17 protein-coding genes are annotated in these 13,831 nt (G+C 63.1%); 8 read left to right on the plus strand and 9 right to left on the minus strand.

Going from position 1 to position 13,831, the window contains the following annotated elements; all coding sequences use genetic code 11:
- The first annotated feature begins 132 nt into the window (after window positions 1-132).
- Window positions 133-693: a nitroreductase family protein gene (locus BM059_RS16470; RefSeq protein WP_074940109.1), complete on the plus strand. Its 561-nt coding sequence runs from the start codon at window positions 133-135 to the stop codon at window positions 691-693.
- 11 nt (window positions 694-704) lie between these two features.
- On the opposite strand, the gene BM059_RS16475 is transcribed toward BM059_RS16470, so the two are convergent.
- From BM059_RS16475 to BM059_RS16495, 5 genes are all read right to left on the minus strand, one after another.
- Entirely contained in the window at window positions 705-2,033 is a 1,329-nt protein-coding gene (locus BM059_RS16475; protein ID WP_074940112.1) for a sensor histidine kinase, read from the minus strand.
- Between the two features lie 63 nt (window positions 2,034-2,096).
- Entirely contained in the window at window positions 2,097-2,504 is a 408-nt protein-coding gene (locus BM059_RS16480; RefSeq protein WP_074940114.1) for a Spy/CpxP family protein refolding chaperone, read from the minus strand.
- A gap of 137 nt (window positions 2,505-2,641) precedes the next feature.
- A complete protein-coding gene (locus BM059_RS16485) occupies window positions 2,642-3,319 on the minus strand; it encodes a response regulator transcription factor (protein ID WP_074940117.1) in 678 nt (225 codons plus the stop codon).
- A 3-nt stretch (window positions 3,320-3,322) separates the two neighbouring features.
- The gene (locus tag BM059_RS16490; RefSeq protein WP_074940119.1) at window positions 3,323-3,703 is read right to left on the minus strand and encodes an SH3 domain-containing protein; all 381 of its coding nucleotides are present in this window, start codon (window positions 3,701-3,703) and stop codon (window positions 3,323-3,325) included.
- Window positions 3,704-3,745: 42 nt separating this feature from the next.
- Window positions 3,746-4,045 (minus strand): YciI family protein, encoded by a 300-nt coding sequence (locus tag BM059_RS16495; protein ID WP_074940120.1) that lies wholly within the window; start codon window positions 4,043-4,045, stop codon window positions 3,746-3,748.
- A 119-nt stretch (window positions 4,046-4,164) separates the two neighbouring features.
- Here BM059_RS16495 and BM059_RS16500 point away from each other — a divergent pair, with 119 nt between their 5' ends.
- From BM059_RS16500 to rluB, 7 genes are all read left to right on the plus strand, one after another.
- Window positions 4,165-5,031, plus strand: coding sequence for a PHP domain-containing protein (locus BM059_RS16500; RefSeq protein WP_037002387.1), 867 nt, complete (start codon window positions 4,165-4,167; stop codon window positions 5,029-5,031).
- Between the two features lie 13 nt (window positions 5,032-5,044).
- Window positions 5,045-5,671, plus strand: coding sequence for an L-threonylcarbamoyladenylate synthase (locus tag BM059_RS16505; protein WP_139220750.1), 627 nt, complete (start codon window positions 5,045-5,047; stop codon window positions 5,669-5,671).
- Window positions 5,672-5,859: 188 nt separating this feature from the next.
- The gene (locus BM059_RS16510; RefSeq protein WP_074940126.1) at window positions 5,860-7,074 is read left to right on the plus strand and encodes a tryptophan--tRNA ligase; all 1,215 of its coding nucleotides are present in this window, start codon (window positions 5,860-5,862) and stop codon (window positions 7,072-7,074) included.
- Window positions 7,075-7,088: 14 nt separating this feature from the next.
- Window positions 7,089-7,913: a segregation and condensation protein A gene (locus BM059_RS16515; protein WP_037002378.1), complete on the plus strand. Its 825-nt coding sequence runs from the start codon at window positions 7,089-7,091 to the stop codon at window positions 7,911-7,913.
- Window positions 7,910-8,707 carry an SMC-Scp complex subunit ScpB gene (gene scpB, locus BM059_RS16520; RefSeq protein WP_074940128.1) on the plus strand — a complete coding sequence of 266 codons (798 nt, stop codon included), beginning with the start codon at window positions 7,910-7,912 and terminating at the stop codon, window positions 8,705-8,707. The genes BM059_RS16515 and scpB overlap by 4 nt, the downstream gene beginning before the upstream one ends.
- Window positions 8,708-8,804: 97 nt before the next feature.
- On the plus strand, window positions 8,805-8,987 hold the full coding sequence (locus tag BM059_RS16525) for a DUF1289 domain-containing protein (protein ID WP_074940130.1): 183 nt from the start codon (window positions 8,805-8,807) through the stop codon (window positions 8,985-8,987).
- Window positions 8,988-9,133: 146 nt separating this feature from the next.
- On the plus strand, window positions 9,134-10,291 hold the full coding sequence (rluB, locus tag BM059_RS16530; protein WP_074940133.1) for a 23S rRNA pseudouridine(2605) synthase RluB: 1,158 nt from the start codon (window positions 9,134-9,136) through the stop codon (window positions 10,289-10,291).
- Window positions 10,292-10,403: 112 nt separating this feature from the next.
- Here rluB and BM059_RS16535 read toward each other — a convergent pair whose 3' ends face one another.
- The 4 genes from BM059_RS16535 to ubiG form a co-directional block, all read right to left on the minus strand.
- Window positions 10,404-11,330 (minus strand): GGDEF domain-containing protein, encoded by a 927-nt coding sequence (locus BM059_RS16535; protein WP_037002371.1) that lies wholly within the window; start codon window positions 11,328-11,330, stop codon window positions 10,404-10,406.
- Window positions 11,331-11,571: 241 nt separating this feature from the next.
- Entirely contained in the window at window positions 11,572-12,312 is a 741-nt protein-coding gene (locus tag BM059_RS16540; protein ID WP_037002370.1) for a YciK family oxidoreductase, read from the minus strand.
- 86 nt (window positions 12,313-12,398) lie between these two features.
- A complete protein-coding gene (mupP, locus tag BM059_RS16545) occupies window positions 12,399-13,070 on the minus strand; it encodes an N-acetylmuramic acid 6-phosphate phosphatase MupP (protein WP_074940135.1) in 672 nt (223 codons plus the stop codon).
- Between the two features lie 5 nt (window positions 13,071-13,075).
- On the minus strand, window positions 13,076-13,774 hold the full coding sequence (gene ubiG, locus BM059_RS16550; RefSeq protein WP_037002367.1) for a bifunctional 2-polyprenyl-6-hydroxyphenol methylase/3-demethylubiquinol 3-O-methyltransferase UbiG: 699 nt from the start codon (window positions 13,772-13,774) through the stop codon (window positions 13,076-13,078).
- Between the last annotated feature and the right edge of the window lie 57 nt (window positions 13,775-13,831).

Genomic DNA, 13,831 nt, shown 5'->3' on the forward strand with positions numbered 1-13,831 from the left:
GACCAGCGACCCCCGGATTGCATTCGGGCTACGGCTCGACAGACTTCTGACATCCGCTCCGTGCATTGGTCAGCTTGCAGCTTGCAGCTTGCAGCATTGAGAATGCGCCCTCTTTGTCTTAGGAGGTGGCCGATGGACGCTCTCGACGCTCTGCTCAACCGTGTTTCCGTTCCCCGACTGGTCGAACCGGCCCCGGATACCGCACAGCGTGACCTGCTGTTTCGTGCCGCCCTGCGCGCACCGGATCATGCTCAACTGCGGCCCTGGCGTTTTCTGACGATCGAAGGGCCGGCGCGTGAGCGCATGGGCGAGCTGTTCGCTGAGGCTCTGCAGGTCGCCGATGCCCAGGTGTCGCCTGAGGCTCTGAACAAGGCACGTGGCATGCCGCTGCGCGCGCCATTGCTGGTGGTGGTGATCGCCCGCGTTCAGGCTCACCCCAAGGTGCCGGCCTGCGAGCAGGTGATCGCGGCTGGTTGTGCGGCTTACGGCATGTTGTTGGCTGCGCATGCTCAGGGCATCGGCGCAGTCTGGCGCACCGGGGACATGGCCTACGACGCCCACGTGGGCAAAGGCCTGGGCCTGGCGGCGGACGAACAGATCATCGCCTATCTCTACCTCGGCACGCCGGAGCGTGAGCTGCGTCGCGCCCCAGACGTGGTGGTCGAGGACTTCGTCAGCGCCTGGGAAGGCTGAGCGAAACGCGCTCAGCTTGCCTGCTGTCTGGCCGGCAGGCTGAGCGTGGCGACGAAGCCGCCCTCTGGGTGGTTTGCCAGCAGCAACTCGCCGCCATGGCGCTGCGCGGCGCGGCGGGCGATGGCCAGCCCGAGGCCGTGGCCGGCGCTGCTCTGACCGGGCGCGCGAAAGAAGGGTTTGCCCAACTGCTGCAGGTGCTCGCTGGCCACGCCAGGGCCATGGTCGCGCACGCTTAGCATTACGTTTGCCCCCTGGCGCTGCATATTGAGAACGACCGGTCGATCTGCCGGACTGAAGCGAAAGGCGTTGCGCAGCAGGTTGTCCAGAGCGCGCTCCAGCATGTCCGGCCAGCCTTCCAGGCGTGCGTCTGGGTCGAGATCGATCTGTAGCTGCTGTTGCGGGGCTGTCAGGCGCGCGTCGCCCTGCAGATTGTCGATCAAGGCGCTCAGGTCGACGGCTTGCGCTGCGCCCGGGTCTGCGTCCAGGCGCGCCAGGGCAAGAATTTCGCTGATCAGCGCTTCCAGCCGGTCACATTCCTGACTCAGGCGCGGCCAGAGTCTTTCTCGCTCCGCCGCGTCGGCGCGCTCCGCCAGGGCTAGGGCGATGCGTAGGCGCGCCAGGGGCGAACGCAGTTCGTGGGAAACATCGCGCAGCAGCTGGCGCTGGCTGCCGATCAACCCCTGCAGGCGCTCGCCCATGCGATTGAAATCCTTGGCCAGCAGGCCCAGCTCGTCGCGGCGGGTGGCCAGGCGAGCCAGGCTGTTCTGCTGGTAGGCGGTCTGGCCGAGGTCATGCACGGCGCCGCGCAGGCGATCCAGTGGACGGGTGATCGACAGTGTCAGCATCAGGCTGAACAGCGTCAGTACCACTAGGGCGATAGCGATGGCACTGAGGGGCCAGAACAGGCTGCCGCGATGCCAGGCCGCCAGCTCAGGGTGTGGGATGCGGTAGATGAACAGATAGCTTTCGCCGCTTTCCGGGCTGGTGTACTCGGCAGTCAGGCGGCGCCAGGGCAGGCGACGGTCATCGCCGTGGCGTGCCTCGAAGGCGGCGGCGCGTGATGGAAAGGTACCCTTGACCAGTTGCTGGCCGCTCTCGCCAAGCACTTGGGTGTCGATGCGGTACTTGCGTTTGCGCTGCTCGAGGAAATCCTGGGCAGCTTCCGGCCCCTGCTGTTCGTAGCGCTTGACCCATTTGCTGTCGAGGCCATCCAGGCCCGGGTGCAGGTTCAGGATCCAGGCGTCCTGATTGAGGGCGCGACCGAGCAGCAGCGACAGGCCTGCCACCAGAGCGATGGCCAGCCAGAAGCTCGCCAGAATGCGCCAGAACAGTGAACGCACGGTGATTCCTCATGCAAAAGCCGCCGGGCTCAGAGAGCGCGGCGGCGGGTCAAGGGCTATGAATTAGTTGCTTTTGCCATCCTTCTCGGCCTTCCAGGCCTTGAACTCGGCCATTTCGGCGCGGCGGGCCTGCATTTTCTTCTGGTGCTCGTCGAAGGCCTTCTGCTGTTCGGGGTTGAGCAGGTCACGCAGTGCCTTGTGCTGGTCGGCGCGGGCCTTGTCCAGCTCCTTCCTCATGGCCTGCTTCTCGGCTTCCGGCAGCTTGTCCAGGTAGCGCTTGGTGATGTCGCGATGGGTCTTCATCTGCTCGCCCATCAGTTTGCGAAATTCCTGGCGCTGTTCCTTGCTCAGGTTCAGCTCCTTGAACATGCCGTGGTCGCGATCATGGTGGCGCGGGCCACCGTCGGGCATGGCGAAGGCCAGGGTCGGCAGGGTGGCAGCGAGCAGCAGTGCGGTGAGGGTCTTACGCATGGTGATTCTCCTTGTCTCGAAACCGGTAACGACCGGATGGGCTCAGTATGCGGCGGTCAAGGTCAAGGGCAGTCAGGCGTGGGTAAAGCTTGGGTAAAGGCAATGTTGCGGGTTATTTACGCAACGCCAAGGCGCGCTTACTGCGCGTAGTAATAGCCACGGCTGCGCAGGGCGAGAATGCGCGGGCGACCATCCGGGTGTGGGCCGAGCTTCTTGCGCAGGTTGCTCACGTGCATGTCCAGGCTACGGTCGTAGAGGGTCAGCTTGCGGCCCAGAGCGAGTTGCGCCAGGACCTGTTTGTCCACCGGTTCGCCCGGCTGGCGCAGCAAGGCCTCGAGCAGGCGGCTTTCGGAAAGGGTCAGGGGGATGTCGTGCTCGCCGATGCTGACCACGCCGCGATTGGGGCTGAAGCTGAGGTCACCCAGTTCCAGCTGGCTGCTGGCCGGAGCGGGTACGGTGCGACGCAGCACGGCACGTAGGCGTGCGGTCAGCTCGCGTGGGTCGCAGGGTTTGGCCAGGTAGTCGTCGGCGCCCAACTCCAACCCCAGGATGCGGTCCAGCGGCTCGCCACGGGCAGAGAGCATCAGCACCGGCAGGTCCGGGTGCTCGCCACGCAACTGTTTGAGTAGCTCCAGACCGCTGCCGTCCGGCAACATCACGTCCAGCACCACGGCATCAGGCGCTTGCGTGACGAGGGCCTGACGGGCGCCGCTGGCCTCGTGGCAAGCGGTGACCTGAAAGCCTTCCTGGGTCAGCCAGCTGGCCAGCAGCTCGCAGAGTTCCTGGTCGTCATCGATCAGCAGAAGACGGCTCATGGCTTAGTTGATCCACTCGCGACGGGTCTTGCGCCGACCGCGCAACAGCGCACCGAGCACCATCGACACCAGGCTGAGAGCAGCGCCGAGGGCAAACCAGGTCTGCTCCTCGCTGAGCAGTTGTGGCCTGGCCTGGGCCTGGCTTTCCTTGAGTTGCATGCGCAGGCGCTGGTTTTCCTGGCGCAGGCGTTGCAGTTGCACGGCGCTGCTCGCTTGCTGCTCGTTGCGCAGTTGCTCGCTTTGCGCCAGGCGCTGTTCCAATTCCTGGCGCTGGTTATCGACACTTGCCGCCGGAGCGGGCGGTTGAGCGAACTCTTCCTCTGCCTGCGCCGAAGCGCAGGTCAGCAACACGGTGACCAGCAGGGACAGCGGGATCGAGCGCATCGCGATTCCTTGTATGCGAGAGCAGCGTTGGTGACCCTGTATTCAGGGCAGCACTTTCTTGAAGGGTTTGACCAGAACGTTGGCATATACGCCAGCGGTGCGGTAAGGGTCGGCATCGGCCCACTTCTGTGCGGCTTCGAGGGAGTCGAACTCGGCAACCACCAGGCTGCCGCTGAAACCCGCTGGGCCCGGATCGTTGCTGTCGACGGCCGGGTGCGGGCCGGCCAGCAGCAGGCGACCTTCCTGCTTCAGCTGCTCCAGACGGGCGAGGTGAGCGGGGCGGGTAGCCAGGCGATTTTCCAGGGAGTTTTCGACGTCGGTGGCGATGATGGCGTAGAGCATCTCAATCCTTATTTGGGGTCGAAGCGGGGGAGGAAGTGAAACCTTTGCGCCACACGGCAACAGCCTTGAGGCTAATGTGAGGCATAATAACAAACATCAATCTCAACGAAAGCGCCGCCATGATTGTCGATCTTCACTGCCACAGCACCGCCTCCGATGGCGCCCTGGCTCCCGCCGTACTGGTGGCCCGGGCGCATGAGCGTGGTGTGCGGATGCTGGCGCTGACTGATCATGACACCCTGGAAGGCCTCGATGAAGCACGTGGCGCTGCCGAGCCGCTAGGCATGCAGTTGGTCAATGGCATCGAATTGTCCTGTACCTGGGGCGGGGCGACCATTCACGTGTTGGGCTATGCCTTCGAACGCGAGGCACCGGCGCTGTGTGCTGCCATCGAGGCCTTGCATCACGGGCGCTGGCAACGTGCCGAGGAAATCGACCGACGCCTGGCAGCCAAAGGCATGCCTGGCGCCCTGGAGGGCGCGCGCGCTGTCCAGCAGGAACTGGGTGACAGCGGTAACGCGCCGGCGCGTCCGCACTTCGCCGATTTTCTGGTGCGCGCCGGTCACGTGCGTGATCGCGCCGAGGCGTTCCGTAAATGGCTGGGCTCGGGCAAGTTGGGTGACGTCAAGCAGCATTGGCCTATGTTGGAAGAAACCGTCGCCACCTTACGCTCGGCCAGGGCCTGGATCAGCCTGGCGCATCCGTGGCAGTACGACTTTACTCGGAGTAAGCGTCGACGCCTGGTGGCCGACTTCGCTGCGGCCGGTGGTCATGCCCTGGAAGTGGTCAATGGCATGCAGCCAGCCGAGCAAATCGGTGGCCTGGCGATTCTGGCGCGTGAGTTCGGCTTGATGGCCAGTGTCGGCAGTGATTTCCACGCGCCGGGCGACTGGTCCGAGCTGGGCATGTACCGCCCGTTGCCCGATGACCTGACCGCGCTCTGGGAGCGCTTCGAACATGCACAGCCATCCGCTGTCACTTCATGAGCAGGGAGCAAGTGTGAGTCAATTTTTCCAGATTCATCCGGAAAACCCACAGGCACGCCTGGTAAAACAGGCCGTGGAAATCATTCGTGGCGGCGGGGTGGTGGTTTATCCGACTGATTCCTCATACGCACTGGGCTGCGCCATTGGCGACAAGAATGCGGTAGAGCGCATTCGTCGCCTGCGTCAGCTCGACGACAAGCACAACTTCACGCTGGTTTGCCGCGACCTTTCGCAGATCGGTCTGTTTGCCAAGGTCGACACCGCCTCCTTTCGCCTGCTGAAGAATCACACCCCGGGGCCCTACACCTTCATCCTCAACGCCACTCGCGAAGTGCCGCGCATGCTGCTGCACCCCAAGCGTCGCACCATCGGCATCCGTATTCCCAGTCATCCCATCGCCCTGGCGTTGCTGGAGCAACTGGGCGAGCCGTTGATGAGCGTCAGCCTGATCATGCCAGGCGATGAATTGCCAATGTCCGATCCCTACGAAATGCGCCAGATCCTCGAGCACCATGTCGACCTGATCATCGATGGTGGTTTTGGCGGGCTGGAGGCCTCTACCGTGGTCAATCTTGCCGACGACAGCCCTGAAGTGCTGCGTGTCGGTTGCGGCGATCCGACGCCGTTCAAGGATCTCTGAGGTAAGCCCGAAAAAAGCCGTCATGCCCGCGCAGGCGGGCATCCAGAATCTTCGAATGACCTGGACTCCCGCCTTCCGCGGGAGTGACGATAAATCGCTTCTTCAGAACATCCCTGACACTGCCTTTTCCGTTGTGGCTGCAGCTACCCTATACTCCGTGGCCTTGTCTGGAATTTGGATAGAACGGTTTGAGCTTTAACGACTTCGAACGTCGGGTGCTTTCAGGGATGCGTCCGAGCGGTCGTCTGCATCTTGGGCACTATCAGGGTGTGCTGAAGAGCTGGGTCAAGTTGCAGCACGAATACGACTGCTTTTTCTGCATCGTCGACTGGCATGCCCTGACCACCGAGTACGCCGACGCCGGCCAGCTTTCCCAGCACGTCATGGACATGGCGGTGGACTGGTTGGCGGCAGGCGTAAGCCCCAGCTCCGCGACGCTGTTCGTGCAGTCGCAGGTGCCGGAACATGCCGAACTGCATTTGCTGCTGTCGATGATCTGCCCGCTCAGTTGGCTCGAGCGCGTGCCGTCCTACAAGGAGCAGCAGGAGCGCCATAGCGGCAAGGATCTCTCGACCTACGGTTTCCTCGGTTACCCGCTGCTACAGGCAGCAGATATCCTGTTGTATCGCGCCGGTCAGGTGCCGGTAGGTGCCGATCAGCTCCCCCACATCGAATTTGCCCGTGAAGTGGCGCGCCGCTTCAACCATCTATACGGCAGCGAGCCGGATTTCGAGCGCAAGGCCGAGGCCGCCATCGGCAAGCTGGGCAAGAAGGTCGGCAAGCTCTACAGCAACCTGCGCAAGGCCTATCAGGAACAGGGCGATGTACAGGCGCTGGAGACGGCGCGCGCCTTGCTCAAGGAGCAGACCAGCATCACCCTGGGCGATCAGGAGCGTCTCTACGGTTATCTGGAAGGTGGTGGCAAGGTAATCCTGGGCGAGCCGCAGTCGATCGTTTCGGAGTGCTCGCGAGTACCTGGGCTGGATGGGCAGAAGATGGCCAAGTCCAGTGGCAATGCGATATTCCTGCGCGATAGCGATGCAGAACTCGAGGAAAAGCTGCGGCGCATGCCCACCGATCCAGCGCGGGTGCACCGTGACGATCCGGGTGAGCCGCAACGCTGTCCGGTCTGGCCGCTGCATCAGCTCTATTCCAATGACGAGCAACTGCACTGGGTCCTGGACGGCTGTCGCAGCGCCTCGATTGGTTGCCTCGAATGCAAGAGCGCGCTGTGCTCGTCTCTGCAGAGCGAACTCGCGCCCCTGCAGCAGCGTGCCATCGATTATGAGGACAGCCCCGACCTGGTGCGCAGTATCCTCGCCGAGGGGGCCGAGCGTGCACGTGACGAAGCGCGTGAAACCCTGGCCGAAGTGCGCATGGCCATGGGCCTGAATTATCGTTGAAGGAGCGCCAGTCGATGAGTGATCCCGCCACGCCAACAGTGGACAGCCAGGCCGGCGCCCAGCAGGAGCTGCCGTTCGCCCTGGTGTATGGCGAGGCGGTCACCGAGCTGCCGCTGGACCTCTATATTCCCCCGGATGCGCTGGAGGTCTTCCTCGAGGCCTTCGAGGGGCCGTTGGATCTGCTGCTCTATCTGATTCGCAAACAGAATATCGACATCCTCGACATCCCGGTGGCCGAAATCACCAAGCAGTACATGGGCTATGTCGAATTGATGAAGTCGGTGCGCCTGGAGCTGGCCGCCGAATACCTGGTCATGGCCGCCATGCTCGCCGAGATCAAGTCGCGCATGCTGTTGCCGCGTTCGGCCGACGTTGAGGAAGAAGAGGACGATCCGCGCGCCGAGTTGATCCGCCGCCTGCAGGAATACGAGCGCTTCAAGGCCGCTGCCGAGAGTGTCGATGAACTGCCGCGCGTCGGCCGCGACGTGACCGTACCGAAACTGGATGCGCCCGAAGCCAGGGCGCGCAAGCTGCTGCCGGATGTGAGCCTGGAAGAAGTGCTGCTGTCGATGGCCGAGGTGCTGCGCCGTGCCGACATGTTCGAAAGCCACCAGGTGACCCGTGAGGCCCTGTCCACCCGCGAGCGCATGAGTGAAGTGCTGGAGCGCCTCAAAGGCGGGGCGTTCGTGCCTTTCGCCGAACTGTTTACCGCCGAGGAGGGCCGGCTTGGCGTGGTGGTGACCTTCATGGCGGTACTCGAATTGATCAAGGAATCCCTGGTCGAGCTGGTGCAGAATGAGCCCTTCGCCGTCATCCATGTCCGAGCCCGCGCCGAATGAACCTGAACGACCCCAAAGACCTGGCCCAGTTGCTCGAAGCCTTTCTCCTGGCTTCCGGCAAGGCGCAGTCGCTCGAGCGTCTTTTCGAACTCTTCGAAGAGGCTGAGCGGCCTGAGCCCGAGCAGTTCAAGAAGGCGCTGGAGATTTTGCGTAAGTCCTGCGATGGCCGCGCTTTCGAGTTGAAGGAAGTTGCCTCGGGCTATCGTTTGCAGGTACGTGAACGCTTTGCCCCCTGGGTCGGCCGGCTCTGGGAGGAGCGCCCGCAGCGTTATTCCCGTGCGCTGCTGGAAACCCTGGCGCTGATTGCCTATCGCCAGCCAATCACGCGTGGCGAGATCGAGGACGTGCGCGGTGTGGCAGTCAACAGCAACATCACCAAGACCCTGCTCGAACGCGAGTGGATTCGCGTGGTGGGTTATCGCGATGTGCCGGGTCGCCCGGCGATGTTCGCCACGACCAAGGGCTTTCTCGATCACTTCAACCTGAAGAGTCTCGACGAACTGCCGCCGCTCGCTGCCCTGCGCGAGCTGGAGCCAGAGCCTGAGCTGGCGCTGGATGACGACGCCGAGGTACCGGCTGGGCTGCAGGCACGCGCCGATCTGCTCTTGCAGGACGATGGCGAAGCCGCCGAACCTCGCGAGGAAACCAACTTCCGCAGCCTGCTGGCTGAGCTGGATACCATGGAGCAAGGACTCAAAACCGATTTCGATGACCTGCGCTTGGCCGAGGAAGAAGAGGATGAAACGGTCGAAGATGATCTGGCCGACCTGGACGGCGATCAGCCGTTGCATTGAGATCGTTTAAGCCGTTTATCGAATACTTCAATCTCGCTGTTTGTCACTTGGCCTTTATTCTTGCGCTCGTTCGACCCTTTGCGGTCCAGGAGATCCAATGAGCAAGAGTCCGTGCATCAAGGTCTGTGAATTCGAAAAGGACATCTGCCTCGGTTGCGGCCGCAGTCGCCAGGAGATCAAGGGATGGAAGCGGCTGGGCAAGGGCGAGCGCCTGGCTTTGCTGGCCGAAGCCGCTATGCGTCTGCTGGCGCTGGAGGCAACCGGGCGCCGCAAGTATTGATCGCATGCTCGTGCAGGCGCCGCGCCTCGCGCCGTCTTGCAAGCCATGGCCAGGCGAATGCGGCAGCATCGTCTACCCTATGAGCTCCACAGCGCGTATGATGCGCGCCCTTCGATCATCAACTACTACACCGGGAGGTGCCCAAGATGACTGAGCACGAACAACCGCGTCCTGCAGGCGAGAAACTGCAGAAAGTCCTGGCTCGCCTTGGCCTTGCTTCGCGTCGCGAGATCGAGACGTGGATCGCCGAAGGTCGGGTCAAGGTCAATGGCGCTGCCGCGACCCTGGGTCAGCGCGTCGATGCCAACGACGCCATCGCCCTCGACGGTCGCTTGCTCAAACGCGAAGAAATCACCGGCTCGGTACGCCGCGTGCTGATCTACAACAAGCCGGATGGCGAGATTTGCACCCGTGACGACCCGGAAGGGCGGCCCACCGTCTTCGACCGCCTGCCGCGCCCCAAAGAGGGCCGTTGGATCAACATCGGTCGCCTCGATATCAACACCACCGGCTTGTTGCTGTTCACCACCGATGGTGAGCTGGCCAACCGCCTGATGCACCCTTCTTATCAGATGGACCGCGAATATGCGGTGCGTGTGCGTGGCGAAGTCACCGAGGAAATGCTGGAAAACCTCAAGAACGGTGTGATGCTCGAGGATGGCCCGGCCAAGTTCACCGATATCAAGGAAGCGCCCGGCGGTGAAGGCTTCAACCACTGGTACCACTGCGTGGTGATGGAAGGGCGCAACCGTGAGGTGCGTCGTCTGTGGGAGTCCCAAGGCCTGGTGGTCAGCCGTCTGAAGCGCGTGCGCTTCGGTCCGGTGTTCCTCACCTCCGAGCTGACCATGGGCCGCTGGCGGGAAATGGAGCAGCGCGAAGTGGATATCCTCAGCGCTGAAGTCGGCCTTACCCCGCAGGCGCTGCCGGCGATGAAGGAAAAGACCCGCGAGAAGCTCGATCGCCTGCAGCGCAAGTCGGCCAAGCCGGTAGAGGTGCGTGGCAAGCGGGTGTTGCGTCCGGCAAAAGACGAGGCCGGTGCCGAGAGTGCGCGCCCGAGTCGTACACCACGCCGTGAAGATGCTGAGCAGCGCGCGCCGCGTGGTCCGCGTAAAGAGGGTGGTGAGCGCCGTGAGAATGGCCGTGGCACACCGGTGGCGGAGCGTCCGAACGATGTGAAGAAGCGTCAGCCGCGTCCGTCCGTGGAGTTGGCCGACCGTCCGGCGCGCAAGCCGCGCCCGACGGCGCCTGGTAAGCGCCCACCTTCTGGTGATGGTCAGCGCCCGGGCTTCGGTCGCAAGCGCTGATAAACGAAAAAAGGGACTCCGCGGAGTCCCTTTTTCATTCTGGTGCAGATACAACCTGAACCATGCTTCTAGAGCGTTCCCGGATTTCATCCGGGCTACGCAGCGCGGTCTTTCAGCCGGCCATGGACAGGCGATTACGGCCTTCGCGCTTGGCCACATAGAGTGCGTTGTCGGCGCGGCGTAACAGGCTTTCGCTTGACTCTCCCGGCAGCAGGCTGGAACAGCCCAGGCTGATGGACACGTCGATGGGGCGGCCGGCATCCAGGCATTGCAGCTCCATCACGGCAAAGCGCAGGCGCTCGCCCACCAGCGCGGCCCCTTCGCGGCTGGTACCGGAAAGAACCACCAGAAACTCCTCGCCGCCATAGCGAAACACCATGTCGATGTTGCGCAGCTGGTTCTTCAGGGTCTGGGCGACCGCTTTCAGCACTTCATCGCCAAGCGCGTGGCCGTGGTTGTCGTTGATGGTCTTGAAGTGGTCGATATCGAGCATCAATAGCGACAACGGTTGCAGGTTGCGACGGGCCAGGTCCACCTCGCGCTGCAGGACCTGATCCATGGCGATGCGATTGCCGGTGTCGGTCAGCGGGTCGCGCAGGGCGCTTTGCAGGGCGGTGCGGTAGAGCAGGGCATTGCGTAGTGGGAACAGCAGGCTGGCCAGCAACGATTCCAGCTGGACCAATTCATCTTCAGCGAAGCGTTGCTTGCGGCGGAATATCAGCTCACCCAGGTACGCACCCTCATGGCTCAGGCGATAGCCGGCCGAGTGGGGCGCACGCTCGCCCAGCTCGAGGCGCAGGTCATGCGAGGGATGCTGGAAAGCCAACGCGTCGAGCGGCACTAGGCGCTGCACTTCACGAAAGAACAGGTTGAGGATTCGTTCCACATCCAGGCTGGTCTGCAGTTGCAGACTCAGTTGGTGGCGCAGCTCGACCAGGCTGGCGGGCTTCAGTGGCAGCGTACGCGTGCCGGTGAAGCCGAGACGTTGCAATTTGGCAGCGTCGAAATCGATGGTGTTGGACTGGCTGGGGGGAACCATGGAGCTGAACCTCTGGCGCGATGGTGCGACGAGAGGGTTAGAGCGAATTTCATGCCAGGTGGTTCAGATTGGGTAAAAGTCCTGTGAAGTCAGTCACTTATATTGTTTCAGTCGTGCTGGGCGGCAAGTGATTGCCGGTTGTCTGACGGCAGTGCTGGCAATGTGCTGCCGCTCGGCGGGGGCTGTGGCGGATTTTTGTCGTGCCATGACCCGCTGATGGGGGTGGGTCATGGCACGGTGCTTACTGGGCGTCGAGCGCCTGGCCGTTGACGCCCTTGCTGTCCGGGCCCATCAGGTAGAGGTAGAGCGGCATGATGTCCTCGGGGAGTGGGCGAGTCGCCGGGTTCTCTCCTGGGTAGGCCTGGGCGCGCATGGCCGTACGGGTTGCGCCGGGGTTGATGCTGTTGGCGCGAACGTTGGCGATACCGTCCAGCTCGTCCGCCATGACCTGCATCAGGCCCTCGGTCGCGAACTTGGACACCGCATAGGCGCCCCAGTACGCGCGGCCCTTACGCCCGACGCTGCTGGAGGTGAAGGCGACGGAGGCATCCTCCGATAGCTTGAGCAGTGGCAGCAGGGTGCTGCTGAGCATGAACATGGCGTTGACGTTCACGTGCATCACGCGCATGAAATTGTCGCCGGACAGTTGCTCCAGCGGCGTACGCGGGCCGAGGATCGAGGCATTGTGCAGCAGGCCGTCGAGGCGGCCGAACTCGTTTTCGATCAGCACCGACAGTTCGTCGTACTGATGCGGCAGGGCGGTTTCCAGATTGAAGGGGATCACCACCGGCTGCGGATGACCAGCCGCCTCGATCTCGTCATAAACCTGGCTCAGGTTGGCTTCGGTCTTGCCCAGCAGCAGCACCGTCGCGCCATGTGCGGCGAAGCTCTTGGCGGCGGCCGCGCCGATACCACGGCCGGCACCGGTGATCAGGATGACGCGATCCTTGAGCAGGTCTGGGCGGGCGGTGTAGTCGAACATGTGAAGATCCTTCGGAGAACGCTTGGGGGTAGGGCGGGTGGAACCCGCCAAATGGAAGAGTGGCGGGTTGCAACCGCCCTACGCGATCAGCAGCCGCACAGCGCGCGATCGAGCACCGCACGCAGCTCCCGGGGGTGATCCACGACCACGTCGGCGCCCCAGTTGCGCGGGTTGTCTTCGGGGTGGATATAGCCATAGGCCACGGCTGCCGTGCGGCAGCCGGCGGCGCGACCGGACTCGATGTCGCGGGCGTCGTCGCCGATGAACAGCACTTCCTCGGGGTTGACCCCCATCTGTTGGCAGGCAAGCAGCAGCATGTCTGGCGCGGGTTTGCTTTGTTCGACGTGGTCGGGGCAGACCAGCACCGCCGAGCGCGTCGCCAGATTCAGTCCCTGCATGATCGGCTCGGCGTAGCGCAGTGGCTTGTTGGTGGCGACGCCCCACAGCAGGCGCGCCTGTTCGATGTCGTCGAGTAGGGTTTCGATACCGTCGAACGGGCGGGTGAGGACGGCGCAGTGTTGCTGGTAGCGCTCCAGAAACTCCTGGCGCAGGGCTTCGAAGGCGGCCGAGTCCGGTGCTTCATCGAAGGCGCAGGCGACCATCGCGCGTGCACCACCGGATACCTGGTCACGAATGGCCTTGTCTGCCAGTGGCGGCAGGCCGCGGTCGGCACGCATGGCCTGGGTGATGGCGATGAAGTCCGGCGCCGAGTCCAGCAGGGTGCCGTCCATGTCGAAAAGAACTGCTTTCAAACGCATGCGTTCTACTCCTTGCGCAGCGTCTGGATCATGTAGTTGACGTCGACGTCGGCTTCCAGTTTGTAGTGTTTGGTCAGCGGGTTGTAGGTCAGGCCGATGATGTCCTTGACCTCAAGCCCGGCTGCGCGGCTCCAGGCGCCCAGTTCGGAGGGGCGAATGAACTTCTTGAAGTCGTGGGTACCGCGCGGCAGCAAGCGCAGGATGTATTCGGCGCCGATCACCGCGAACAGGTAAGCCTTGGGGTTGCGGTTGATGGTGGAGAAGAACACCTGGCCGCCCGGCTTGACCAGTGTGCAGCAGGCGCGGATGACCGAGGAGGGGTCGGGAACGTGTTCAAGCATCTCCAGGCAGGTGACGACATCGAACTGGCCTGGCATTTCCTCGGCCAGGGCTTCGGCGGTGATCTGCCGGTAGTCGACTTCAACGCCGGACTCCAACTGGTGCAGTTGGGCGACCGACAGCGGCGCCTCGCCCATGTCGATGCCAGTTACAGTAGCGCCACGTTGGGCCATGGACTCGCTGAGGATGCCGCCGCCGCAACCAACGTCCAGCACGCGTTTGCCGGCCAGGCCGACGCGCTCGTCGATCCAGTTGACCCGCAGCGGGTTGATGTCGTGCAGAGGCTTGAACTCGCTTTGCAGGTCCCACCAGCGGTGTGCCAGGGCCTCGAATTTGGCGATTTCGGCGCGGTCGACGTTGCTCATAAGCATCTCTATTCAAAGCGTGGAAAGCGTAGCGCCGCTATGTTGCCAGTTTAAGAC

This window comes from Ectopseudomonas composti (assembly GCF_900115475.1).
Taxonomy (GTDB): domain Bacteria; phylum Pseudomonadota; class Gammaproteobacteria; order Pseudomonadales; family Pseudomonadaceae; genus Aquipseudomonas; species Aquipseudomonas composti.

Bases quoted from the DNA above. Each gene is read 5' to 3' on its own strand.
- BM059_RS16480 (WP_074940114.1), bottom strand. From the start codon at position 2,504: ATGCGTAAGACCCTCACCGCACTGCTGCTCGCTGCCACCCTGCCGACC.
- mupP (WP_074940135.1), bottom strand. From the start codon at position 13,070: ATGCGTTTGAAAGCAGTTCTTTTCGACATGGACGGCACCCTGCTGGAC.
- ubiG (WP_037002367.1), bottom strand. From the start codon at position 13,774: ATGAGCAACGTCGACCGCGCCGAAATCGCCAAATTCGAGGCCCTGGCA.
- BM059_RS16470 (WP_074940109.1), top strand. From the start codon at position 133: ATGGACGCTCTCGACGCTCTGCTCAACCGTGTTTCCGTTCCCCGACTG.
- BM059_RS16490 (WP_074940119.1), bottom strand. From the start codon at position 3,703: ATGCGCTCGATCCCGCTGTCCCTGCTGGTCACCGTGTTGCTGACCTGC.
- BM059_RS16500 (WP_037002387.1), top strand. From the start codon at position 4,165: ATGATTGTCGATCTTCACTGCCACAGCACCGCCTCCGATGGCGCCCTG.
- BM059_RS16540 (WP_037002370.1), bottom strand. From the start codon at position 12,312: ATGTTCGACTACACCGCCCGCCCAGACCTGCTCAAGGATCGCGTCATC.
- BM059_RS16495 (WP_074940120.1), bottom strand. From the start codon at position 4,045: ATGCTCTACGCCATCATCGCCACCGACGTCGAAAACTCCCTGGAAAAT.
- BM059_RS16525 (WP_074940130.1), top strand. From the start codon at position 8,805: ATGAGCAAGAGTCCGTGCATCAAGGTCTGTGAATTCGAAAAGGACATC.
- BM059_RS16485 (WP_074940117.1), bottom strand. From the start codon at position 3,319: ATGAGCCGTCTTCTGCTGATCGATGACGACCAGGAACTCTGCGAGCTG.
- rluB (WP_074940133.1), top strand. From the start codon at position 9,134: ATGACTGAGCACGAACAACCGCGTCCTGCAGGCGAGAAACTGCAGAAA.
- BM059_RS16515 (WP_037002378.1), top strand. From the start codon at position 7,089: ATGAGTGATCCCGCCACGCCAACAGTGGACAGCCAGGCCGGCGCCCAG.
- scpB (WP_074940128.1), top strand. From the start codon at position 7,910: ATGAACCTGAACGACCCCAAAGACCTGGCCCAGTTGCTCGAAGCCTTT.
- BM059_RS16535 (WP_037002371.1), bottom strand. From the start codon at position 11,330: ATGGTTCCCCCCAGCCAGTCCAACACCATCGATTTCGACGCTGCCAAA.